Origin of the sequence: Halobellus sp. MBLA0158 (assembly GCF_041477585.1) — an archaeon.
Classification (GTDB): Archaea; Halobacteriota; Halobacteria; order Halobacteriales; family Haloferacaceae; genus Haloquadratum; species Haloquadratum rubicundus.
The window spans coordinates 2147701-2168164 of record NZ_JBGNYA010000001.1 but is presented as its reverse complement, the minus strand read 5'-3'; the positions used below and the strand labels follow the sequence as shown (position 1 = coordinate 2168164).

Below are 20464 nucleotides of genomic sequence, written 5' to 3'. Positions count from 1 at the left end.
GCGCAACCCACACCGATGACTGATACGACGCCCGACGCCGCCTTCCGCGACCCCGACGACCTCCGTCGGCGGGCCGGGATCCGCGGCGACCCCGACCGCGACCAGCACTTCCTGGTCGACGACCGGGTCCTCGATCGGATCCCGACGTACCTCCCCGAGGATGCCGACACGACGCACCTCCTCGAAATCGGGGGCGGCACGGGCGCGCTCACCGACCGGCTGCTCGCCGTCGCCGACGCGGTGACGGTGATCGAGCGCGACCCCGACCTCGCGGCGTTCCTCCGGGAGGAGTTCGCCTCCGAGGTCGATTCCGACCGCCTGACGGTGCTCGAAGGCGACGCGCTGTCGGTCGATCTCCCGGCGTTTTCGGCCTGCGTCTCGAACCTCCCGTACGGCATCTCCTCGGAGATCGCCTTCCGACTCCTGCCGGAGGGGCGCCCGCTCGTGTTGATGTTCCAGCGGGAGTTCGGCGAGCGGATGGCGGCCGAGCCTGGCACCGACAACTACGGCCGGCTCTCTGTGAGCGCCCAACACTACGCCGCGGTCGAGGTGGTCGAGATCGTCCCCCCGGACGCGTTCGACCCCGCGCCGGCCGTCGAGAGCGCGGTCGTCCGCCTCACGCCACGCGCGCCGGACTACGCGGTCGACGACGAGGCGTTCTTCTTCGACTTCGTGAAGGCGCTTTTCACCCAGCGGCGGAAGACGATCCGCAACGGCATCCGGAACACGGCGCACATCTCTGGACTCTCGGAGCCGGAGGCCGTCGTCGAGGCGGTCGAGGCCGAGGACCCGGATCTGCTCCGCAAGCGCGCGGGCTCGCTCGCGCCCGAGACGTTCGCCAGACTGGCCGAGATCGCAGACGAGCACGGCCGCTGAGGTGCTCCCCGTGAGTCTCCCCATCCAGACGACCCAGACGTCCGCCGGCGGCGTGGGCGACGCGCTCGCGAGCGTCTCGCAGCTCGTCCCGTCGACGCCCGCCCGGATCGCGGTTACGTTCGCGATCGGCGTCATCGTGATGGCACTCTTGGCCCGGACCGAGCGGATCCACGCGGTCGAGCCCGATCGGCTCCCGCCGACCGCCTGGCACGTGCTCGTCACGATCGGCACGATGATCGTCGCCGCGGTCGCCGGCCTCGGGATCGTCGCGGTCTGGGGGCTCTCGGACGAACTGCTGGGCGTCTTCGGGAGCAACTACGGCCCCGAGACGATCGTCCGGATCGGCATCTCCGCGCTCTTCCTGATCGGCGCGTACACGATGACGGGCCTGATCCGACAGCTCGTCGAGGAGATCGCCCAGACGCGCTCGTCGCTCGGCGAGCACGAGCGGGAGATCGCCTTCCGGGTCGGTCAGGTGTCCCTCTACCTCCTGGCGTTCGTGATCGTCCTGTCGCTGTGGCGGATCAACATCGGCGGCATCCTCGTCGGCGCGGGGTTCCTGGGCATCGTCGTCGGGATGGCCGCGAGACAGACCCTCGGCGCCCTGCTCGCGGGCTTCGTGTTGATGTTCTCCCGCCCCTTCGAGATCGGCGACTGGATCCAGGTCGGCGACCACGAGGGCATCGTCACCGACATCACGATCGTCAACACCCGGATCCAGACGTTCGACGGCGAGTACGTGATGATCCCCAACGACGTGGTCTCCTCGGAGAGCCTCGTGAACCGTAGCCGCAAGGGTCGCCTCCGGATCGAGGTCGAGGTCGGCATCGACTACGACGCCGACCCGGAGCGCGCGGCGAAGGTGGCCCAACAGGCCGTCTCGGGACTCGACGATCCGATGAACGTCCCCACGCCCCAGGTGGTGCTCAAGCGGCTCGACGACTCCGCGGTCGTGCTCGGGGTCCGGTACTGGATCGACAATCCGAGCGCGCGGCGGAAGTGGCGCTCCCAGACGGCGGTGATCGGCGCTGTCAAGGAGGCGCTGGAAGACGAGGGCATCAAGATCCCGTTCCCGCAGCGCGAGCTGACGGGCCGGGAGGAGGCCGGCGGCCTCGTCCTCGCGGGCGAGGGCGCGTCCCCGGAGGGGTCGGTCGCGGCCGAACCGCCCGCCGCTGACGGGGGCGATCCCGACAGCGGGGACAGCGGCGGGGACCGGTCCGAAACCGACGGGGCCGACGGAGAGGCCTCGTGACCGACGACTCCGCCCGCGACCTCGCCGAGAGCCGGGGCGTCGAGACCCACGTCTACCAGCCTGCCGAGGACTCGGGACTGCTCGCCACCGCGGTCGTCGAGCGGGGTCGCGGCTGGCTGCTTGAAGTCGGGACCGGCTCCGGCTGGGTCGCAGAGCGGGCCGCGACCGACGCCCCGGAGGTGGACGCCGTCGTCGCGAGCGACCTCAATCCCCACGCCTGCCGCGCGGCCCGCGCGCGAGCGGTCGACGCCGTCTCCGACGGCGACGGGAGCGAAGCGCCCGCGTTCGAGGTCGTCCGCGGCAGCCTCGTCGAGCCGTTCGCCGACGGCGCCTTCGACACGGTGGCGTTCAATCCGCCGTACCTCCCGACCGACCCCGACAACGAGTGGGACGACTGGATGGAGCGGGCGCTCTCGGGCGGTGAGTCCGGGCGCGAACTGGTCGATCCGTTCCTGGACTCTGTCGGGCGAGTGCTCGCACCCGACGGCGTCGTCTTGCTCCTCGTCAGTTCGCTCACCGGCTACGACGAGGTCCTCGAACACGCCGCCGATTGCGGGTTCGCCCACGAGGTCGTCGTCGAGGAGTCGTATCCGTTCGAGACGCTCACCGTCGTGGCGCTTCGGTCCGACGCCAGATAATTACTAATAGAAATATTAGTGCATAGCAAATATTAAGCAACAGCATTTCTTAGCCACGGGCGATGACAGAACTCCTCGCGACGACGCCCGGGCTGTTCCCGCTCCCGGACTGGGCGAAGTCGGAGCTCGCAGACCTCAAGGGGCATCAGAAGGGCGACCTGATCGGCGGCGACGAGTCCGGACAGATCGCCGACGCGTACGACCGCGCGCGCTCGGACGCCGTCGACGACCAGCGCGACGCCGGCCTCGATCGGATCGTCGAAGGCCAGCTCCGGTGGGACGATATGCTCGCGCACCCGCTCGCGGTCCACGACAGCGTCGACACGGGCGGGATCGTCCGCTACTACGACAACAACAACTTCTACCGCGACCCGCGCGTCGTCGAGGCGCTGACGCCCTCCGGCGACGTGGCCGGGGAACTGGACGCGGCGACGGAACTCCTCGACGGCGACGCCCCGCTCCAGGCCGTCCTGCCGGGCCCCTACTCGCTCGCCGACCTCGCGACCGACGAGCACTACGGCGACGAGGCGGAGTTCCTCGCCGCCGTCGCGGAGTTCCTCGCCGACGAGGTCGCGGCGTTCCCCGACCACGAGACGCTCTTCCTTCTCGATCCCTCGCTCGTCGCCGCGCCGCCCGACGACGACATCGCGCCGGACGTGCCCGAGGCGATCGACACCGTCGCCGCGGCCACCGACGCCGACGTCGTCGTCCACACCTACTTCGGCGCGCTCTCGGAGAAGACCTACGCGCACCTCCTGGACGCGGACGTCTCGGCGGTCGGCCTCGATCTCGTCGCCGACGACCGCGAGCAGACCGTCTACAACGCCTCCGAGTACGGCTGTCCCGAGGACGTCGCGCTGGGCGTCGCCGACGGCCAGAACACGCTCGTTGAGTCCGGCGAGACCCTGCGCGAGCGCGCCTCGTGGTTCCGCGAGCAGGTGCCCGCGACGGACTTCGAGACGGTCTACCTCTCGACGAACACCGAGCCGTTCTACCTGCCCGTGAACAAGTACCGCGAGAAACTCGGCGCGCTGGCTGCGGCCGCCGACCTCGATCAGGAGGTGACGGCCTGATGGCCCGCGACGCCGACAACCGCGAGCAGTTCCGCCCTGACGGCCACGACACAGAGCACTTCCTGCTCACCACCGTCGTCGGCAGCTACCCCAAGCCGACGTGGCTCAATCGCGTCCGCGACCTCGTCGACGATCCCGACGCGAAGTTCGACGACGAGGACCTGAGCGAAGCCCACGACGACGCCGCGCGCGTGATCACCCGCGAGCACGAACGCGCCGGCCTCGACACCGTCGTCGACGGCGAGATGCGGCGGGAAGAGATGGTCGAGTACTTCGCCCACCGGATCCCCGGCTACGAGTTCAACGGCCCGGTGAAGGTCTGGGGCCACAACTACTTCAACAAGCCCTCGGTCGTCTCCGAGGTCGAATACGACGAGCCGTGGCTCGTCGACGAGTTCGAGTTCACCTCGGACGTCGCGGAAAAGCCCGTGAAAGTGCCGATCACGGGCCCCTACACCCTCGCGCGCTGGTCGTTCAACGAGGCCTACGACGACGAGGCCGCGCTGGCGTACGACCTCGCGGACCTGGTGAACGAGGAGGTCGAACAGCTCGTCGACGCCGGCGCGCGGTACGTCCAGATCGACGAGCCCGCGCTGGCGACGACGCCGGACGACCACGCCATCGTCGGCGAGTCCCTCGAACGGATCGTCGACGGCATCCCCGACGAGGTCCGGATCTGCCTGCACGTCTGCTACGGCGACTACTCGCGGATCTACCCCGAGATCAACGACTTCCCGATCGACGAGTTCGACGTCGAGCTCTGCAACGACGGCTACGAGCAGATCGAGGTCTTCCGGGAGCCGGACTTCGAGCCCGACCTCGCCCTGGGCGTAGTCGACGTCCACGACGCCGAGGTCGAGTCCGTCGAAGAGATCAAGGCGAACATCCAAGAGGGACTGAAGGTGGTCCCGCCCGAGCGGCTCACCGTCTCGCCGGACTGCGGCGTCAAACTGCTCCCCCGCGAGGTCGCCTACCAGAAGATGGAGAATCTGGTGGCGGCCGCCCGCGAGGTCGAGGCCGAACTGGACGCCGGCGAGATCGACGTCGTCGCGCCCGAGCCCGGACCGTAGGAGGGGCTACGCCGCGCCGGCCTCTTCGGCCCCGACGTCCGCGTCTCCGTCCCCGTTCTCGTCGCCGTCGAGTCCGTATTCGAGCGTCAGCACGACAGCTCCGGCCAGGGCGGAGAGCGCCGACTGCGCCCGCCACGCCGAGACGTACCACTCGCTGGGTTCGAGGTCTTCGGGGTTCTCGTAGCCCGCCAGCACGAACCGGCCGGCGAGGTCGATGGCGCGTCGCGGGAAGAGCGCGCCCGCGAGGCCGAACACGAGCGACGATGCGGCCAGCAGTCGCGTACAGGTCTTCTGCATACCCGGCGTTCCCGTCGCACGCCAAAGAGGATAGCGATGGGTCTCGGGGGTCGAAAAATCGGAGAAGCGATCGGCGGACCCGATCGGTCGTGACCGTTCAGTGGTCGCCGGCGTCTTCGTACAGCCAGGCTTCGTCGATCCGCTCGTAGTCGAGGAGCTCCTCGTCGTCGAAGAAGAGGTCGATCTCGCGCTCGTTGGCGCCCTCGTCCTCGTGGTCGGAAGCGTGGATGACGTTCCGACCGAGGTCGAGGCCGTAGTCGCCGCGGATCGTGCCCGGGGCGGACTCGGCGGGGTCGGTCTCGCCGACCATCGACCGGACCTGACGGGTCGCGTCGGCGCCCTCCCAGACCATCGCGAAGACCGGTCCGGAGGTGATGAACTCGACGAGGTCGTCGAAGAACGGCTTGTCCTCGTGTTCGCCGTAGTGCTCGTGGGCGAGGTCCTGGTCGATCTGGATGAACTTCCCGGCGACGAGCTTCAGCCCGCGCTCTTCGAAGCGCGAGACGATCTCGCCGATCAGCCCGCGCTGGACGCCGTCGGGCTTGACCATCACGAAGGTGCGCTCGTCGTGGTGGCTCATTCGCTGTCCCCGCTGCCGGCTTCGGTCCACTCCAGATCGCGCGGCTCGCGGCCGAGGCGGTAGTTCTTCTCGGCCTTCGAGTCCTTGAAGTGGAGGATGGTGCCGTCGTTCTTCACGAGCATCGTGCCCGTGCCCGGTTCGATCTCTTCGCCGGTGTAGTCGCAGGTGCGCGTTTCGACCATCTTATCGGCCTCCGATGGAGTCGGCGTCGCGCTGCGTCTCGCGGAGCTGGAGGATGTCACCCTCGCGGACGGGGCCCAGGACGTTCCGGGTGATGATCCGGCCCTGGTTCGAGCCCTCGCGAATGCGGCACTTGACCTGCATGGCCTCGCCGTGCATCCCTGTCTTGCCAACGATCTCGATGACCTCGGCGGAGGTCGAGTCGCTGGCGGTCTCTTCTGCGCTCATCGTGGCTTACCGCAGTTCCTCGACCTTCGCCGTGATGTCTTCGACCTGGCTCTCGGAGTCGCCGGCGTCGACGATGGCGGCGGCGGCCGAGCCGACTTCGAGGCCGGCGGCCTGGCCGACCTCGTCCTGGGTCTCGATGAAGACGTACGGGATGCCCTTCTCGTCGGCGAGCTCGGGCAGGTGCATCACGATCTCTTCGGGCGAGACGTCCTCGGCGATGAAGACGAGCTCGGCGGTGCCGCGCTCGACGGCTTTGGTCGTCTCGTTGGTTCCTTTCTTTACGGTTCCTGTGTCTCGGGCGACCTCGAGGGCCTCGAGGGCGTCCTCGGCGAGGTCGGCTGGGACGTCGAATTCTACGTAGACTGGCATGGTTTGTTCCTCTCCTGCTCGCGGGCTCGACTGCCCCGCCGGAAACGGTGGTTCCCTGACGGCGGGGAGTATCATCAACCCCGGGCAGGCTGTACACATCGGTAGCTGGGGATCCCATAAAAGCGCTTTCAATGGCGCCCTGGCGTGTCACGCGACCACACGCGGATTCACCGGTCCCGCCGCCCGATCACCAATCTCACCCGGGCCGTGGGCCGCGCCGAGCGCAATTCCCTTACGCGACCGCCGTCTCTCCGCGGGTATGAGCGTCGCCGCCCTCGCCGCCGCCCTCCGCGACGCGGCGCGCGAGTCGAACCACCGCCGGCTGCTCGTCCTCGCCGGCGCGCGCGAGGCCGGCATCGACGCCGCTTTCGACGCCGTCGAGGGGGCTGAGGTCCCCGACGACGAGGTCACGATCGTCACGGCCCGCGACGGGTTCCGGTTCGACCGCGTCGCGCCGGAGCACGCGCGCGAGCTCCTCGGGACCACCCGGACCGCGGTGATCTGTGACGCCCACGAGTCGTTCTCGCCGAACGTCGTCGGCCGCCTCGTCGGGACGGTCGACGGCGGCGGGCTGTTCGTGCTCCTGACGCCGCCGCTGGAGGAGTGGCCCGATCGGCCGGGCGACTTCGAGGCGTCGCTGGCAGTCCCGCCGTCCGGCGTCGACGACGTCGGCGGGCGCTTCCGCCGCCGGCTCGTCGAGACGTTGCGAACGCATCCGGGCGTCGCGATCGTCGACGTCGACGCGGGGACGGTCGTGCGGCGACCCGACGACTCCGGTGTGTCCGCCGCTGCGAGTCGCTCCTCGACGGCGATCACGCCCTCCAGTCAAAGTTCGCGGCGGTTCCCCCAGGCCGCCTACGAAGCGTGTCTGACGACGGATCAGCGCCGGGCGGTCCGCGCGCTGGAGGCGCTCGCGGGGCCGGACGGCACGGGAGAGAGCGACGGCGACATCGCGACTCCGCAGGCGGTCGTCGTCGAGGCCGACCGCGGGCGCGGGAAGTCCAGCGCCGCGGGGCTCGCGGCCGGCTCGCTCGCCGCCGCGGGGAGCGACGTCCTCGTCACGGCGCCGGACCGGCGGAACGCGGCCGACGTCTTCGCCCGCGCCCGGGAGCTTCTCGACGCACTTGGCGCGCTCGATGAGCCGGGAGAGGGAAATGAAGGTGCGAACGCGGACGGGACCCTCGTCGCGACCGGCGGCGGTCGCGTCCGCTTTTCCCCACCCGCTGAGGCCGCCGACCTCCCCGAGGCCCCCGACGCCGTGATCGTCGACGAAGCGGCTGCGCTTCCGGTTCGGCTGCTCTCGGCCTTCTTGGACGCCGACGCCGTCGCCTTCGTCACGACCGTCCACGGCTACGAGGGCGCCGGTCGGGGCTTCTCGGTGCGGTTCCGCGACGACCTGACCGAGGCGCCCCACGTCGTGACCGACGTCTCGATGCGGGAGCCGATCCGGTACGCGCCCGGCGATCCGGTCGAGACCTGGGCCTTTCGTGCGTTGCTTCTGGACGCGCGCCCACCGGTCGACGAGGCCGTCGCCGACGCCGAGCCGTCGTCGGTCGCTTACCGCCGGCTCACGCCGGACGAGCTCGCCGCGGACGAATCGCTGCTCCGGGAGGTGTTCGGCCTGCTCGTCCTGGCGCACTACCGGACCGAGCCGGACGACCTCGCGCGGCTGCTCGACGCGCCGAACCTCCGCGTGCGGGCGCTGGAATACGACGGCCACGTCGTGAGCGTCGCGCTGCTCGCGCGCGAGGGCGGGCTCGACGCGGAGACGCGGAGCGCGATGTACGAGGGCGAGCGGGTCCGGGGGAATATGCTGCCTGACGTGTTCACGAGCCAGCTTCGGGACGAGGCGGCAGGCGTCCCGGTCGGCTACCGCGTCGTCCGGATCGCGACCCATCACGCCGCCCGATCCCGCGGGCTCGGGTCGCGGCTCCTCGACGAGATCCGCGCGGAGTTCGACGGCGCCGCCGACTACCTCGGGGTGGGATACGGCGCGACGCCCGAACTGTGCTCCTTTTGGGAACGCAACGGCTTCGAGACGGTTCACCTCTCGACGACGCGCAACGAGTCCAGCGGCGAGTACTCCGCGCTGATGCTCGATCCGCTCTCGGAGGCGGGACGGAAGCTCCGGGACCGACACGCGCGGTGGTTCCGCGGGCGCGCGCCGGGAATCCTCGCAGACCAGCTCCGCGACGCCGACCCGGACGTGGTCCGCGCCGCCCTGGCGTCGTGTCCGCCGCCCGAGGAGCCGCCGACGCTCTCCGATCGGGAGTGGCGCGTCGTCGTCGGCGCCGCCGCGGGGCCCGGCCAGTACGCGACGGCGCCGGACGCGTTCCGACGGCTGGCGTTCGCGGCGCTCGTCGGCGCGCCCGCGGGCGGAGACTCCGGTGGCGAGGAGGTGGGACTGACGCCGCGCGAGGAGCGACTGCTCGTGCGCAAGGTCCTGCAGACCCGTCCCTGGGGCGACGTCGCCGACGAACTGGGCTTCGTCTCGACGCGGCAGTGTATGCGCGCGTTCGGCTCGGCGTGCGGGACGCTCGTCGACCGCTACGGCGCCGGCCGCGATGTCGTCCGCCGAGAGCGAGCGCGGTTCGAGGAGTAGGCGTCGACGGGGACGCCGCCGAGCCGCCGGCTTCATTTCCGCCGGCGACGACTCCCGGATATGGACCTCTTCGCGTGGCTCGCGCTCGGCCTCGCCGCGTTCGCGGTCGTCGGCGCCGCGCTCCCGCTCTTGCCCGGCGGGGCGCTCTCCGTCGCGGCGGTGGCGCTGTACTGGTGGTCGACGGGGTACGCGGACCCCTCGCTCCCCGTCGTTATTGCCCTCGTCGCCGTCGGGCTCCTGACGATGGCGGTCGACTACTTCGGCGGCGCCATCGCCGCCCGGGCCGGCGGGGCCTCGCTCGCGACGACAGCGGCCGCGGTCGTCGTCGGCGTCGTGCTCCTGTTCGTGGCCGGCCCCGTCGGCTTCGTGTTCGGCCTCGCGGCGACCGTGTTCGCGGTCGAGTTCGCCCAGCACGCCGACGCCGATGCGAGCCTCCGGATCGCGCTCTACTCGACGGTGGGCGTGCTCGCGTCGACGGTCGCGCAGGTCCTCCTGACCGGCTCGGTCCTCGTCGCGCTCGCGCTCGTGGTCGCGTTCTGATCGGCTCTCTCGGGGGCGACGCTCCGGCAGGATTCCGAACCGACGGTGGAATTATATCGGTCGTGGGTCTATACGGGAGTGTGAGCGTCAACGTCGAGACGAGGGTGGACGCACCCGGATCCGCGGAGTACGCGGAGGCCGCCTGGGACCTCAAAGAGCGGATCCGGGAGCGCGAGGGGGTCCTCAAACAGCGGCGGACGTTCTTCGTCGACGCCTACCGGCGCGCGGAAGACCACCTGCTCTTCGAGGAGGACGACCTCGTCGGCTTCGCGTCGGTCCGCCGCGACGGCTACATCCTCTTTCTCGCGGTCGCGCCCGAGCGCCGCGGCGAGGGCTACGGCAAGCGCCTCGTCGCCGCCGCGCTCCAGGATCACGATTCGATCTCCTGTCACGCGCGAGCGACGAACGAGGACGCGCTCTCCTTCTACGAGCACCTCGGCTTCGAGATCCAGCGGCGGATCACCGGCTACTACGAGGACGGCGGCGACGCGTACTACCTTCGACTGGGCGACGGCGCGACCCTGCGGGAGCGGTTCGCCGACTTCTTCCGGCGGTCCGTCGTCGGCGAGTGATCAGGGCTCGCGGACGCCGTTGTCGGTGATCACCTGATCGATCAGGTCCGTCGGCGTCGCGTCGTAGGCGGGGTTCTCGATCAGGACGTCCTCGATCGGCTCCAGAGAGACCTCCGCGGGCGATCGGTACTCGTTCTCGAAGACGAAGCCGTCGTCGACGATCTTCGCCGCCGAGCCGACGACCGTGACCGGCACGCCCAGGTGGTTCGCGGTCGCGACGATCGGATACGTGCCGACGCGGTTGTAGAGGGTGTCCTGGACGATGCAGTCCATCCCCACGATCACGCGGTCGCACTCGCCGAGGAACGACCCGGCCGCGCCGTCGACGAGCAGGTGCGGTTCGATGCCGTCCACCGCCGCGAGCCGCCGGGCGGTCTTGCGGCCGAGGAACCGCGGGCGGGCCTCCGTGACGTAGGCGGTGAGGTCGCGGCCCTCCCCGGCCGCCGTCTCGACGGCCTCCAGCACGGTCGAGGAGTAGTCGTGAGTGAGGAACGTCTCGCCGTCCTCGAAGGTGGAGACCGCCTTCTGCGCCGCGCGGGACTTCCCCTCGCGGACGTCCTCGACGACGCGGTCGATGACCTCGTCGAGGAGTTCCTTGGCCTCGTCGACGGTGTCTTTCCGGTCGACCACGTTCACGAGCACCGTCTCCATCGCGTTGAACAGGGAGGCGTGCGAGGGGTTCGCCCGCTTGAGCGCGCTCGCGTTCCGTTCGAGGTCGCGCTCGAACTCCTCGACGGTCGCGTGATCGCGGGCGGCGAGCTCCGAGAGCGCCTGGGTCGCCTTGACGGCGACGACCGACGAACTGTGCGTCTGCATCTCCCGGATCTCGGCGATGGTCTCGTCGATCATACCTGAGCGTGGACGACTCGGGTGAAAGACCTTCCGACGGCGGCGGACCGTGGCCCCTACGAGCCCTCGTCGCCGTCGATCTCGTCGGGGTCCCGGCCGCCGTCGCCGGCGTCGAAGCGGCGGGCGTACGCGTACACCGCGAGCGCGACGACGATCCAGACGACGGCGCCGACGCGGATCGCGAACTCGACGCGGGCGCCCCAGGTCGGAAGCGGCGTCCGAAGCGAGAGCAGGGCGACCACGGGCGCGCCCACGACGATGGTGAGCACGAACGTCGTCTGCATCACCCACCCGTAGTCGACCCCGTCGGGGTCGGACGTCTCGACTGGCTGCACGGTTCCGGGCTTCGAGCGCGGGCGCAAAGGCGTGCCGATTTGGGCCGTTGCGACGCTCCGATCGCCGCGGCCGGGCGGATTAGTCTCCCACGCGTCGGTCGAGAAAGTCGGCGACGGCGTCGTTGAAGGCGTCCGGTCGCTCCAGCATCGCGAGGTGGGCCGCGTCGTCGAGGATCCGCAGTTCGCAGTCGGGGATGTCCTTGCGGAGCCGCTCGTGGTAGTGCGGCGGCGTGAGGCGATCGTATTCGCCGACGGCGGCGAGCGCGGGAACGGCGATCTCGCCCAGCCGGTCGCGGACGTCGAAGTCGTGGGCGGTCAGGAGGTCCCGCTCCATCGTGGCCCGCCCCGTCTGGCGGAGGGCGCGCCGGGAGAGCTCGAGCGTCCGCTCGTTGGCGTCGTGAAACAGGTGATCGGGCTCGTGGAAGAACTCGACCACGCGGTCGAAGTCGTCTTTGACCCACTGGAGCACGTCGTCGAGGACGGGGAGCCGCGCGCCGGTCCCGGTGAGGAGCAGTCCGTCGAGGTCGACCTCCCGCTCTAAGGCGGCCTGGAGCGCCACGGCGCCGCCGAGGGAGTTGCCGAGGATGACGTCGGCGTCGACGGCCTCGGCGACGGCGACCGCGTCGTCGACGTACGCCGAGAGCGTCTCGTAGCCCGGCTCCGCGGCGACGTCGTCGCTCTCGCCGTGGCCGCTGAGGTCGAGCGCGGTGATCGGATACTCGTCGGCCAGCGTCGACTGCGGCGTCCAGACCCGGTGGGTGCCGCCGCTCCCGTGGACGGCCAGGACGGCGGGCCCGGCCCCGCCCCGATCGACCGTCCGGTAGGCCGTCTCCCGACCGTGGTGTGTGACCGTGTCCATACCGCGTCGGTTCGCGAGGCAGGGTCATAAAGCCTCGAACGACTGAACGGAATCGACCGACGCCACCGACGTCTCGGCCCGAACTGCAATTCGACCGGTCAATCGCAGTACCCACCGCTGTACTGCGATTCGTGTGCGACAGATTTAAATACTTAAGCGACTAACCTTGAGTTAGGAATCAACGATGAGCAACACGCAACTCGCCGGTGGAGACGAGCGGATCGTCCGCCGGTACGAATACGACGACAGCTGGGTTCTCGTCGCGGACCTCGGCGTCGCCGACGAGGATCTCGACGTCGACGTCGTCGGCGACACCGCGATCATCGTGGCCGAGATCGACGACGACGTCTCCGAGGCGGAGTTCGAACTCCCCGGACCCGAGGCATCGGTCACGACGAACAACGGCGTACTCACCATCACGGGTGAAAAATAGATGAAGCTCACTGTCAAGCCCCTCAAGCAGAAGGACGCCGGCCGCGGGCTCGCGGCCATCGACCGCCAGGCCGCAGAGGAGATGGGCCTGGAGGGCGGCGACTACATCCGAATCGACGGCAAGGAAGGCACCGCCATCGCCCGCGTGTGGCCCGGCTACCCCGAGGACACGGGCTCCGGCGTCATTCGGATCGACGGCCGGCTCCGCCAGCAGGCGAACGTCGGCATCGACGACCGCGTCGAGGTCGAGAAGGCCGACATCAAGCCGGCCAAGTCCGTCTCGGTCGCGCTCCCGCAGAACCTCCGGATCAGCGGTAACATCGGCGCGCACCTCCGCGACAAGCTCGCGGGCCAGCCGGTCACCCAGGGGCAAAACATCCGCGTCCCCTTCGGATTCGGCTTTATGTCCGCGTCGAATCAGCCGATCCCGCTGAAGGTCGCCTCGACCGAGCCCGAGGGCACGGTCGTCGTCACCGACTCGACCGAGGTGACGATCAGCCAGACGCCCGCCGAGGAGATCCAGTCCGGCGCGGACGAGGAGAGCGACACGCCGAACGTCACCTACGAGGACATCGGCGGGCTCGACCAGGAGCTCGAACAGGTGCGGGAGATGATCGAACTCCCGATGCGGCACCCCGAACTGTTCCAGCGGCTCGGCATCGAGCCGCCGAAGGGCGTGCTCCTGCACGGCCCGCCGGGCACGGGGAAGACCCTGATCGCGAAGGCCGTCGCCAACGAGATCGACGCCTCCTTCCACACGATCTCGGGTCCCGAGATCATGTCGAAGTACTACGGGGAATCGGAGGAACAGCTCCGCGAGATCTTCGAGGAGGCCGAGGAGTCGGCGCCGGCGATCGTCTTCGTCGACGAGATCGACTCGATCGCGCCCAAGCGCGGCGAGGCCGGCGGCGACGTCGAGCGGCGCGTGGTCGCCCAACTGCTATCGCTGATGGACGGCCTCGACGAGCGCGGCGAGGTCGTCGTCATCGGCGCGACCAACAGAGTGGACGCGATCGACCCCGCGCTCCGGCGCGGCGGCCGCTTCGACCGCGAGATCGAGATCGGCGTGCCCGACAGGGACGGCAGAAAGGAGATCCTCCAGGTCCACACGCGGAACATGCCGCTCGGCGAGGGCGTCGACCTCGACGAGTACGCCGAGAACACCCACGGCTTCGTCGGCGCCGACATCGAGAGCCTCGCGAAGGAGGCCGCGATGACCGCACTGCGGCGGATCCGCCCCGAACTCGACCTCGAATCCGACGAGATCGACGCCGACGTGCTCGACTCGATCGAGGTCACGAAGGACGACTTCAAGGAGGCCATCAAGGGCATCGAGCCCTCGGCACTCCGCGAAGTGTTCGTCGAGGTGCCGGACGTCACCTGGGAGGACGTCGGCGGCCTCGAAGACACGAAGGAGCGCCTCCGCGAGACGATCCAGTGGCCGCTCGACTACCCCGAGGTCTTCGAGGCGATGGATATGCAGTCCGCCAAGGGCGTGCTGATGTACGGCCCGCCGGGCACGGGGAAGACCCTGCTCGCGAAGGCCGTCGCCAACGAGTCCGAGTCGAACTTCATCTCGGTGAAGGGCCCCGAACTCCTCGATAAGTACGTCGGCGAGTCCGAGAAGGGCGTCCGCGAGATCTTCAAGAAGGCCCGCGAGAACGCCCCGACCGTGGTGTTCTTCGACGAGATCGACTCGATCGCGACCGAGCGCGGCTCGAACACCGGCGACTCGGGCGTCTCCGAGCGCGTCGTCTCCCAGCTGCTCACCGAACTCGACGGGCTCGAAACCCTGGAGGACGTCGTCGTGGTCGCGACGACGAACCGCCCGGACCTGATCGACTCGGCGCTCCTGCGGCCGGGCCGGCTGGACCGCCACGTCCACGTGCCCGTCCCCGACGAGGCGGCCCGCCGGGCCATCTTCCGGGTCCACACCGAGCACAAGCCGCTGGCCGACGACGTCGACCTCGACTCGCTGGCCCGCCGGACCGAAGGCTACGTCGGCGCCGACATCGAGGCGGTCTGCCGCGAGGCCTCGATGGCCGCCAGCCGGGAGTTCATCAACAGCGTCTCCCGCGAGGAGGTCGCCGACTCGATCGGCAACGTCCGCGTGACGATGGACCACTTCGAGCGGGCGCTCGACGAGGTCGGCCCGAGCGTCACGGCCGAGACCCGCGAGCGCTACGAGGAGATCGAAGACCGCTTCGAGAAGAACGAGGTCGAGCGCGAACCCGACGCCGGCGTCAGCCGGACGTTCCAGTAGCGCTCGCCGATCGGATTCCGGATCCCGGATTCCACGCCGGACTGAACGCGGATTTTTCGCGAATCTGATGGTCGAGACGGTTGAAAAACTAACCCATTGTTTACCGTTTCTTTCACCGGAAACGCGGTGTCGATCGCCTCAGGCTTCGACGCCGAGGTCGGCCAGGTCGTCGAGGATCTCGACGGCGTGGTCCTCGGGCGAGACGCCCTCGTAGGCGAGCGCGATCTCGCCCTCGGGATCGACGACGTAGGTGTTCCGGAACACGCCGTCGAAGGTGTTGCCGAACATATTCTTCTCGCCGTAGGAGTCGTAGGCGCTCGCGACGGCGCCGTCCTCGTCGGAGAGCAGTCGGAACGGCAGGTCGTAGTCGTCGGCGAAGTCCGCGAGGTCAGAGACGGGGTCGTCGCTGATGCCGAACACCGTCACGCCGCGCGCTTCGAACTCGTCGTAGACGTCGCGGAAGCCGCAGGCCTCGGTCGTACACCCTGGCGTGTCGGCGCGGGGGTAGAAGTAGACTACGACGTACTCGCCGCGGTGGTCCGCGAGCGAGGCGCGCTCGCCGTACTGGTCGGGCAACTCGAAGTTCGGTGCGGGGGCGCCTTGGTCGAGCACAGTGGGGGTTCCGCGCTCGGCCGCTTGAACGTACCGTTCGACCGCGGGGGTTGCCGACTCACTCCAGTCGCTCGGCCGCGTCCCGCTCTATGAGCGGCCCCGCGTTGGTCGTCGGGAGGGTGACGACGTCCTCGGAGGCGAGGTCGTACTCCCGCTCGTCGACGCCGAAGATCCGCCCCACGTCCTCTGTGATCTTGAGCGTCACGCGCTCTGTGTCCCCGGTTCGGGCGTCGGAGTCGGACGCGGACTCGGCAGTGGCCGCCGCGTCGTCGCCGGCGGCCTCACCAGCGGAGTCGGTCGCGGACCCTCCCGAGTCGGCGGCCGCGGCGACGCCTCCGTCGCGGACGGCCTCCGGTCCACCCGGCGGGTCGGAAGCCTCGTCGCGGCCGTCACCGTTCGTCGGCTCTCGGTTTGGGCCTTGGTCGCTCTGCTCGTCGCCGACGACCGGGGCGTCCGCCGCGACCGCATCGGGCGGGGCGTCCGGGGGGACCGTCGGATCCGACCCCTCGCTCTCGGTCGGGTCCGCGGACGCGGCCTCGCCGGAGGCCGAGCCGCCGCCCATCGCCTCGGCGAGGACGTCGTCCGGCGTCGGCGGCGTCCCGTCGGACGCTGAGGCGCCGTCGTCCGCCGCTGGCGACGCGCTCTGTTGGGGCTCCGATTCGGGCGCTCGCGAGGGGTCGGCCGGCGTGGGGTCCGCGCCGCCGGCCGCGGCCGATTCCGACGGCGTCGACGGTGACGTCGCCGGCGACTCCCCCGACGAGCCTCCCTCGCCGGCGAGGACGTCGAGGACGGTCTCGCGGTTCCCCTTGATCCGCGCCACGAGGTCCTCGAAGAGGTTCCGCTCTTCGGCCGTCAGGCCGCCGGTGTCGGCGTTCATATCCGCGGCCGCGAACGACGCCAGCTTGACGACCTTGCCGACGCGGCGCTCGTAGATGGCCTCGACGACGTCCTCTGCGGTCTCGATCTCGTCGGTCAGCCGCCCCACGTCGGGGTCCGAGAACGGGTCGTCCGCATCCTGGGCGAGGCGCTTGCGCTCTGCCTTCCGGTCGGCGATGTAGTCGGCGACGTCCTCGTAGAACGAGTCGCGGAGGTGCTGGAGGCTGTCCTTCTGACGCTCGGTCCGCTGGACGCTCCGCAGCTCGTCTAGATCCATTCTCGGTCCCTCACTCGTGTCACTCTTTGATCTTCTCCGCGCGTCCCCGGGTCATCAAGAAGATCCCGAGGCACTCTTCTACGGATTGCTCTCCCTCCGGGATAGTAAACGTGTCGCCGTCGAAGTCGACCGGGCCGGGCTCGGTGACAGAGACCCGGATCTCCCGCCCGCGGAAGCGGTCCGGGATCGCGTCCTCAAGCGGCCTGAACGCCTCGATCTCGTCGCGATCGAGCGGCGTCACCGCGAGGCCGGACCCGCCGTGGAGGCTCCCCGGCAGGCGGATGAGCCGCTTCGTGTCCGTCGTCACGGGCTCGTCGATCGGCGCGGTCTCCGCCTCGATCGCCTCCTCGGCGAGCGCCTCGACGAGGATCCGCGTGCCCGGGCCGCCGGCCTCGACGTTGCCCTCGCGGATCGCGTCGAAGTTGTGCTCGATCTGGCCGAGGATCGTCTCCGCGCGCCCGGCGCCGATCCCCTCCAGCTCCTGGAGGCGATCGAGCGCATCGCCCTCGTCCATCTCCCGCAGGCGCTCGGACAGGTCGACGAGCCGCCGGTGGACGCGGGCGCCCCACCCGCCGCGGCGGCGGAGCATCCGCCGGGTCGTCCCCCGGACCGAGCGCGTCTCGATCAGGCCGTCGACGTCGAGGTCGATCGCCCGGACGTAGTCGACGATCTCCCGGCGGGCCTCGCTGTCCAGCCCCCGGACCTCGGGGTCGCGGACGTGGACGTGGTAGCCCCGGCCGCCGGAGAAGACCACCGTGACGTCCGAGAAGTCGAAGTCGTCGTCGACGAACGAAAGGAGGTTCAGGAGCTCCTCCTTGCAGGCCGCGAGCATCTCCGCGTAGGAGGCCTCCGCGGGATCGACGGCCGGGAGGTGATCGGCGTCGAGGTCGAAGACGAGGTCCGCGGACTGCCAGCCCTTCTCGTCCATCGAGCCCGCGCCGGGGTCGGCGAAGCGCGCCGACGAGAAGTAGACGTGCCGCGGCGCGGTCCGGTGGAGGAAGTCCGAGAGGTCGCCGATGTCCAGCAGCGACTGGTGTCGGACCATCGTGGTCGAGCCCGCGCTCCAGGGGATGTGCCCCCACTCGCGGCGCTCGGCCGCGGGCGGCAGGGCGACGTCGCTCCGGCGGTAGTAGTCGCCGAACCGCCCCTCCAGGTAGGTCCGCGTGCGCGACTCCATCAGTCAAATCCGATTGCGAAGGGAGGGGTAAAGCCGTTGTGTCTCCCGCCGGGCCACGATCAGCGGAGGCGCACGACGTTCCCCAGGCCGCGCCGACGCCGATCCACCAGATCCCGGCGCTCCAGGCTGTCCAGCACCCGACTGACGGTCGCCTTCGAGAGGTCGGTCCGCTCCACTACCTCGGCCTGCGGGAGCTCTCCCTCCGCTTCCAGGACGGTCCGGTAGACGGTCTCCTCGGTGCCGGCGAGGCGGTCCGCCGTCGCCGCCCACTCGTCCCGGCGGGTGTCCTCGCGTGCTGATTCCGACTCCCGTTCGGACTCCGACCCCGGATTCGACGTCTCGGGTTCGGGCTGAGCGTCGGCTTCGTTTTCCCCTGTCGCCGGATCGCTGCGGAGGGAGGCGAATAGGTAGGTCCCCGCCGCGCCGAACAGGCACGCCGCGATGGCGAGGAGGGCGGCGTCCTCCCGCGTGTAGTAGCTCCCCAGCTCGGTCGTCGTTGCGCCGCCGTCTCCGACGGACACGACGACGGGCGAGGGGGTGAGGAACTGCACCGTCAACACCAGCGTCGCGACGACGAAGACCGTCGCCGCGATCAGGCGGTCGTCTCGGAGGGCTTCCATCGTCGGGGCTTGGCATTTCGACCCGTATGTAAGTTATCCTATTTGCCCGCGAAAGCGACTGAAACACCGATGAAACGCGTTTCGAAGCCGTTTCGAACGCCTTCCGACGAAGCGCTGATGAGGCCTTTCACACAACGGTCGAGTGATGGTATCCGCTCCCCGCTCGCCGATCGCCCTCCTGTTCGGACTGGCGGCGGTCGGCGTCGCGATCGGTGGTATCGGCGTCGCGATCGGTATCGGCCCGGCGACTCCCGACCCCGGGGGCGCGTTCGTCGTCTCCGAGGACTCGGTCACGGTCGCGGGCGACGGCCGGGAGGCGGTCGTCGCGAACGACACGAGCGAGATACGGAGCGTCGAGATCGAACGCACCGGAGCGAGGCGGTACAGCCTCTCGGTCGACGAGGGCCCGCTCACCGAGCGCCAGCGTGAGCGAGCGAAGGCCGTCGCGCGGAACAACAGGACGCTCCGGCGATACCTCTCGACGGTGCGGGATCCGCGACTGGTCGTCGAACCGATCCAGCGGCTCGACGTCGGTCGACACGTCGAATACGAAGTTTCATCTGAAGGCGGGGCCGGCGAGGGAGACGCGTCCGTCTTCCGGGTCGACTCCACCTCGGAGTCGGGCTCGGTCACGGTCACCCGCAATCGGAGCTACGTCCCCGGTGAGGCGGTGGTCAGGGTTCGGAACGCGACCGGCGAGACGCGGTACACCGCGGTCGTCGACCTCCGGAACCGGACGGTCACCGACGTGACCGACTGGGAGGCGATCGGCGGGTCCTGACGGGTCGGGCCGCCGGCGGAGCCCCGGTCACTCGAACTGGTCGCGGTCCGGGATCCCGTCCCGCCCGAGGATGATTTCCTGGGCCTCGACGTCTTCGAGCGAGGCCACGAGGCCGCCGACTTCGAGGATGCCCTCCTCGGTCTCCAGGCGGAGCGAGGCGACCTCCTCCGTCTCTTCGAACGTCGTCGTCTCGACCTCGCCCTCGACGAGGACGGGGTCGCCCGTCTCGACGTCCCGTCCCGTCACCGACGCGTAGAACGGCCCGTCGAACTCCCGGACGTCCTTCACCGCGCGGCGGATCGACGCGTAGCGGCGCGGGAAGGGCCGGCGCTTGCCGTCTGCGACGAGCGTCTCCGCGGTCGTCCACAGGACGGTCCCGAAGAAGCCCGAGACCAGGAAGCCGAGCGCCGAGCGGTTGAAGATGACGCCGTAGCGGTCGCGGTCGTCGCGGAGGGCGTCCTGGGTCGCGTAGATCGAGTAGTTGCCGTCGGCGACCGCCAGCACGGGCGTCGTGATCCCGCGGCGGGCGCGGGCGACGGTGGCGATCTCCAGGTAGTCGAACTCCTCGGGGTCGGGCGCGCGCGAGGCGGGCGTCACGAGCAGGTCGATGCTCACGCCGTCGTCGATCGCGGCCGCGAGGTCGTCGCGGAAGCGACGGAGGAGGTCCGGCGTGAGCGACAGCACGAGCTCGTACTCGGCGTCGTCGATGATCTCCTCGATGTACCGGAGGATCGTCGACCGCGACTTCACCAGCGAGACGGCCTCGGTGTCCCGCGCCGGCGCGGTGTATCGGGCCTCCAGTTCCGAGACCAGGTCGTCGAGCGACTGCTTCACGTTCCCGAAGGCGTCGTCGGGGTCGACGGCGACGACCTTCATCGGCCGCGACTCCCGCAGTTCGACGAGGCCGCGGTCCGAGAGGCTCCGAACGGTGTCGTACACCCGCGGTTGGGGGATCTCGGTCCCGTCGGCGATCTCCGAGGCCGTCAGCTCGCCGTGTTCGAGGACGGCCAGGTAGGCCTCGATCTCGTACTCGCCGAGGTTGAATCGCTCTCCGACGCGTTCGAGCGTCGTCCGGAGTTCGTCTGCCATACGAGCCCGTCTCGTCG

General features: G+C 69.8%; 24 protein-coding genes. 11 read left to right on the top strand and 13 right to left on the bottom strand.

What is annotated here, in order from left to right; translation table 11 throughout:
* Nucleotides 1–15 precede the first annotated feature (15 nt).
* From OS889_RS11105 to OS889_RS11085, 5 genes are all read left to right on the top strand, one after another.
* Nucleotides 16–876 (top strand): 16S ribosomal RNA methyltransferase A, encoded by an 861-nt coding sequence (locus tag OS889_RS11105; RefSeq protein WP_372389858.1) that lies wholly within the window; start codon nt 16–18, stop codon nt 874–876.
* A gap of 10 nt (nt 877–886) precedes the next feature.
* Entirely contained in the window at nt 887–2128 is a 1242-nt protein-coding gene (locus tag OS889_RS11100) for a mechanosensitive ion channel family protein (protein WP_372389856.1), read from the top strand.
* The gene (locus OS889_RS11095) at nt 2125–2766 is read left to right on the top strand and encodes a HemK2/MTQ2 family protein methyltransferase (protein ID WP_372389854.1); all 642 of its coding nucleotides are present in this window, start codon (nt 2125–2127) and stop codon (nt 2764–2766) included. Before OS889_RS11100 ends, OS889_RS11095 begins: the two co-directional genes overlap by 4 nt.
* 62 nt (nt 2767–2828) lie before the next feature.
* A complete protein-coding gene (locus OS889_RS11090; protein ID WP_372389852.1) occupies nt 2829–3839 on the top strand; it encodes a 5-methyltetrahydropteroyltriglutamate--homocysteine methyltransferase in 1011 nt (336 codons plus the stop codon).
* Nucleotides 3839–4909, top strand: a complete 1071-nt coding sequence (locus OS889_RS11085; protein WP_372389850.1) for a methionine synthase — start codon at nt 3839–3841, stop codon at nt 4907–4909. Before OS889_RS11090 ends, OS889_RS11085 begins: the two co-directional genes overlap by 1 nt.
* A gap of 6 nt (nt 4910–4915) precedes the next feature.
* Here OS889_RS11085 and OS889_RS11080 read toward each other — a convergent pair whose 3' ends face one another.
* The 5 genes from OS889_RS11080 to rpl7ae all read right to left on the bottom strand — a co-directional run bounded on the left by OS889_RS11080 (nt 4916) and on the right by rpl7ae (nt 6563).
* Entirely contained in the window at nt 4916–5206 is a 291-nt protein-coding gene (locus tag OS889_RS11080; RefSeq protein ID WP_372389849.1) for a DUF6199 family natural product biosynthesis protein, read from the bottom strand.
* Between the two features lie 97 nt (nt 5207–5303).
* Complete coding sequence (gene ndk / locus OS889_RS11075; RefSeq protein ID WP_372389847.1) at nt 5304–5786, bottom strand: nucleoside-diphosphate kinase; 483 nt, start codon at nt 5784–5786, stop codon at nt 5304–5306.
* On the bottom strand, nt 5783–5968 hold the full coding sequence (locus OS889_RS11070) for a 50S ribosomal protein L24e (protein ID WP_372389845.1): 186 nt from the start codon (nt 5966–5968) through the stop codon (nt 5783–5785). The genes ndk and OS889_RS11070 overlap by 4 nt, the downstream gene beginning before the upstream one ends.
* A gap of 1 nt (nt 5969) precedes the next feature.
* Complete coding sequence (locus OS889_RS11065; protein WP_049986948.1) at nt 5970–6194, bottom strand: 30S ribosomal protein S28e; 225 nt, start codon at nt 6192–6194, stop codon at nt 5970–5972.
* Nucleotides 6195–6200: 6 nt separating this feature from the next.
* Complete coding sequence (gene rpl7ae, locus OS889_RS11060; protein ID WP_372389844.1) at nt 6201–6563, bottom strand: 50S ribosomal protein L7Ae; 363 nt, start codon at nt 6561–6563, stop codon at nt 6201–6203.
* 259 nt (nt 6564–6822) lie between these two features.
* Here rpl7ae and tmcA point away from each other — a divergent pair, with 259 nt between their 5' ends.
* The 3 genes from tmcA (at nt 6823) to OS889_RS11045 (ending at nt 10277) form a co-directional block, all read left to right on the top strand.
* Nucleotides 6823–9165, top strand: coding sequence for a tRNA(Met) cytidine acetyltransferase TmcA (tmcA, locus tag OS889_RS11055; protein ID WP_372389843.1), 2343 nt, complete (start codon nt 6823–6825; stop codon nt 9163–9165).
* A 60-nt stretch (nt 9166–9225) separates the two neighbouring features.
* Nucleotides 9226–9705: a DUF456 family protein gene (locus OS889_RS11050; protein WP_372389842.1), complete on the top strand. Its 480-nt coding sequence runs from the start codon at nt 9226–9228 to the stop codon at nt 9703–9705.
* Between the two features lie 80 nt (nt 9706–9785).
* Nucleotides 9786–10277: a GNAT family N-acetyltransferase gene (locus OS889_RS11045; protein WP_372389841.1), complete on the top strand. Its 492-nt coding sequence runs from the start codon at nt 9786–9788 to the stop codon at nt 10275–10277.
* Here OS889_RS11045 and OS889_RS11040 read toward each other — a convergent pair whose 3' ends face one another.
* From OS889_RS11040 to OS889_RS11030, 3 genes are all read right to left on the bottom strand, one after another.
* Entirely contained in the window at nt 10278–11126 is an 849-nt protein-coding gene (locus OS889_RS11040; protein ID WP_372389840.1) for an eIF2B alpha/beta/delta subunit family protein, read from the bottom strand.
* A gap of 56 nt (nt 11127–11182) precedes the next feature.
* A complete protein-coding gene (locus OS889_RS11035; protein WP_372389839.1) occupies nt 11183–11461 on the bottom strand; it encodes a DUF5822 domain-containing protein in 279 nt (92 codons plus the stop codon).
* Between the two features lie 79 nt (nt 11462–11540).
* Nucleotides 11541–12320 carry an alpha/beta fold hydrolase gene (locus OS889_RS11030; protein WP_372389837.1) on the bottom strand — a complete coding sequence of 260 codons (780 nt, stop codon included), beginning with the start codon at nt 12318–12320 and terminating at the stop codon, nt 11541–11543.
* A 184-nt stretch (nt 12321–12504) separates the two neighbouring features.
* Between OS889_RS11030 and OS889_RS11025 the strand changes: the two genes are divergently transcribed.
* Both OS889_RS11025 and OS889_RS11020 read left to right on the top strand, forming a co-directional pair.
* On the top strand, nt 12505–12753 hold the full coding sequence (locus OS889_RS11025) for an Hsp20/alpha crystallin family protein (protein WP_372389835.1): 249 nt from the start codon (nt 12505–12507) through the stop codon (nt 12751–12753).
* Nucleotides 12754–15015 (top strand): CDC48 family AAA ATPase, encoded by a 2262-nt coding sequence (locus OS889_RS11020; protein ID WP_372389834.1) that lies wholly within the window; start codon nt 12754–12756, stop codon nt 15013–15015. It begins immediately after the preceding gene.
* Nucleotides 15016–15153: 138 nt separating this feature from the next.
* Here the strand turns inward: OS889_RS11020 and bcp are convergent, their stop codons facing one another.
* From bcp to OS889_RS11000, 4 genes are read right to left on the bottom strand one after another with little or no spacing between them, the layout of a single operon-like run.
* Nucleotides 15154–15627, bottom strand: a complete 474-nt coding sequence (gene bcp / locus OS889_RS11015; protein ID WP_372389833.1) for a thioredoxin-dependent thiol peroxidase — start codon at nt 15625–15627, stop codon at nt 15154–15156.
* Between the two features lie 58 nt (nt 15628–15685).
* Nucleotides 15686–16780: a DNA replication complex subunit Gins51 gene (locus OS889_RS11010; RefSeq protein WP_372389831.1), complete on the bottom strand. Its 1095-nt coding sequence runs from the start codon at nt 16778–16780 to the stop codon at nt 15686–15688.
* A gap of 19 nt (nt 16781–16799) precedes the next feature.
* Nucleotides 16800–17957: a DNA primase small subunit PriS gene (priS, locus tag OS889_RS11005; RefSeq protein ID WP_372389829.1), complete on the bottom strand. Its 1158-nt coding sequence runs from the start codon at nt 17955–17957 to the stop codon at nt 16800–16802.
* A 59-nt stretch (nt 17958–18016) separates the two neighbouring features.
* Nucleotides 18017–18577, bottom strand: coding sequence for a helix-turn-helix transcriptional regulator (locus tag OS889_RS11000; RefSeq protein ID WP_372389828.1), 561 nt, complete (start codon nt 18575–18577; stop codon nt 18017–18019).
* Between the two features lie 145 nt (nt 18578–18722).
* On the opposite strand from OS889_RS11000, the gene OS889_RS10995 reads away from it, so the two are divergent.
* The gene (locus OS889_RS10995) at nt 18723–19358 is read left to right on the top strand and encodes a hypothetical protein (protein ID WP_372389827.1); all 636 of its coding nucleotides are present in this window, start codon (nt 18723–18725) and stop codon (nt 19356–19358) included.
* 27 nt (nt 19359–19385) lie between these two features.
* Here OS889_RS10995 and trmB read toward each other — a convergent pair whose 3' ends face one another.
* Nucleotides 19386–20447, bottom strand: coding sequence for an HTH-type sugar sensing transcriptional regulator TrmB (gene trmB / locus OS889_RS10990; protein WP_372389825.1), 1062 nt, complete (start codon nt 20445–20447; stop codon nt 19386–19388).
* Nucleotides 20448–20464: the final 17 nt, after the last annotated feature.

What these genes read in the sequence shown, in the direction of transcription:
- trmB (WP_372389825.1), bottom strand. Translation starts at nt 20,447, where the DNA reads ATGGCAGACGAACTCCGGACGACGCTCGAACGCGTCGGAGAGCGATTC.
- OS889_RS11090 (WP_372389852.1), top strand. Translation starts at nt 2,829, where the DNA reads ATGACAGAACTCCTCGCGACGACGCCCGGGCTGTTCCCGCTCCCGGAC.
- OS889_RS11000 (WP_372389828.1), bottom strand. Translation starts at nt 18,577, where the DNA reads ATGGAAGCCCTCCGAGACGACCGCCTGATCGCGGCGACGGTCTTCGTC.
- OS889_RS11070 (WP_372389845.1), bottom strand. Translation starts at nt 5,968, where the DNA reads ATGGTCGAAACGCGCACCTGCGACTACACCGGCGAAGAGATCGAACCG.
- OS889_RS11030 (WP_372389837.1), bottom strand. Translation starts at nt 12,320, where the DNA reads ATGGACACGGTCACACACCACGGTCGGGAGACGGCCTACCGGACGGTC.
- OS889_RS11040 (WP_372389840.1), bottom strand. Translation starts at nt 11,126, where the DNA reads ATGATCGACGAGACCATCGCCGAGATCCGGGAGATGCAGACGCACAGT.
- OS889_RS11025 (WP_372389835.1), top strand. Translation starts at nt 12,505, where the DNA reads ATGAGCAACACGCAACTCGCCGGTGGAGACGAGCGGATCGTCCGCCGG.
- ndk (WP_372389847.1), bottom strand. Translation starts at nt 5,786, where the DNA reads ATGAGCCACCACGACGAGCGCACCTTCGTGATGGTCAAGCCCGACGGC.
- OS889_RS11085 (WP_372389850.1), top strand. Translation starts at nt 3,839, where the DNA reads ATGGCCCGCGACGCCGACAACCGCGAGCAGTTCCGCCCTGACGGCCAC.
- OS889_RS11105 (WP_372389858.1), top strand. Translation starts at nt 16, where the DNA reads ATGACTGATACGACGCCCGACGCCGCCTTCCGCGACCCCGACGACCTC.
- OS889_RS11080 (WP_372389849.1), bottom strand. Translation starts at nt 5,206, where the DNA reads ATGCAGAAGACCTGTACGCGACTGCTGGCCGCATCGTCGCTCGTGTTC.
- OS889_RS10995 (WP_372389827.1), top strand. Translation starts at nt 18,723, where the DNA reads ATGGTATCCGCTCCCCGCTCGCCGATCGCCCTCCTGTTCGGACTGGCG.
- OS889_RS11020 (WP_372389834.1), top strand. Translation starts at nt 12,754, where the DNA reads ATGAAGCTCACTGTCAAGCCCCTCAAGCAGAAGGACGCCGGCCGCGGG.
- tmcA (WP_372389843.1), top strand. Translation starts at nt 6,823, where the DNA reads ATGAGCGTCGCCGCCCTCGCCGCCGCCCTCCGCGACGCGGCGCGCGAG.
- rpl7ae (WP_372389844.1), bottom strand. Translation starts at nt 6,563, where the DNA reads ATGCCAGTCTACGTAGAATTCGACGTCCCAGCCGACCTCGCCGAGGAC.
- priS (WP_372389829.1), bottom strand. Translation starts at nt 17,957, where the DNA reads ATGGAGTCGCGCACGCGGACCTACCTGGAGGGGCGGTTCGGCGACTAC.
- OS889_RS11050 (WP_372389842.1), top strand. Translation starts at nt 9,226, where the DNA reads ATGGACCTCTTCGCGTGGCTCGCGCTCGGCCTCGCCGCGTTCGCGGTC.
- OS889_RS11010 (WP_372389831.1), bottom strand. Translation starts at nt 16,780, where the DNA reads ATGGATCTAGACGAGCTGCGGAGCGTCCAGCGGACCGAGCGTCAGAAG.
- OS889_RS11065 (WP_049986948.1), bottom strand. Translation starts at nt 6,194, where the DNA reads ATGAGCGCAGAAGAGACCGCCAGCGACTCGACCTCCGCCGAGGTCATC.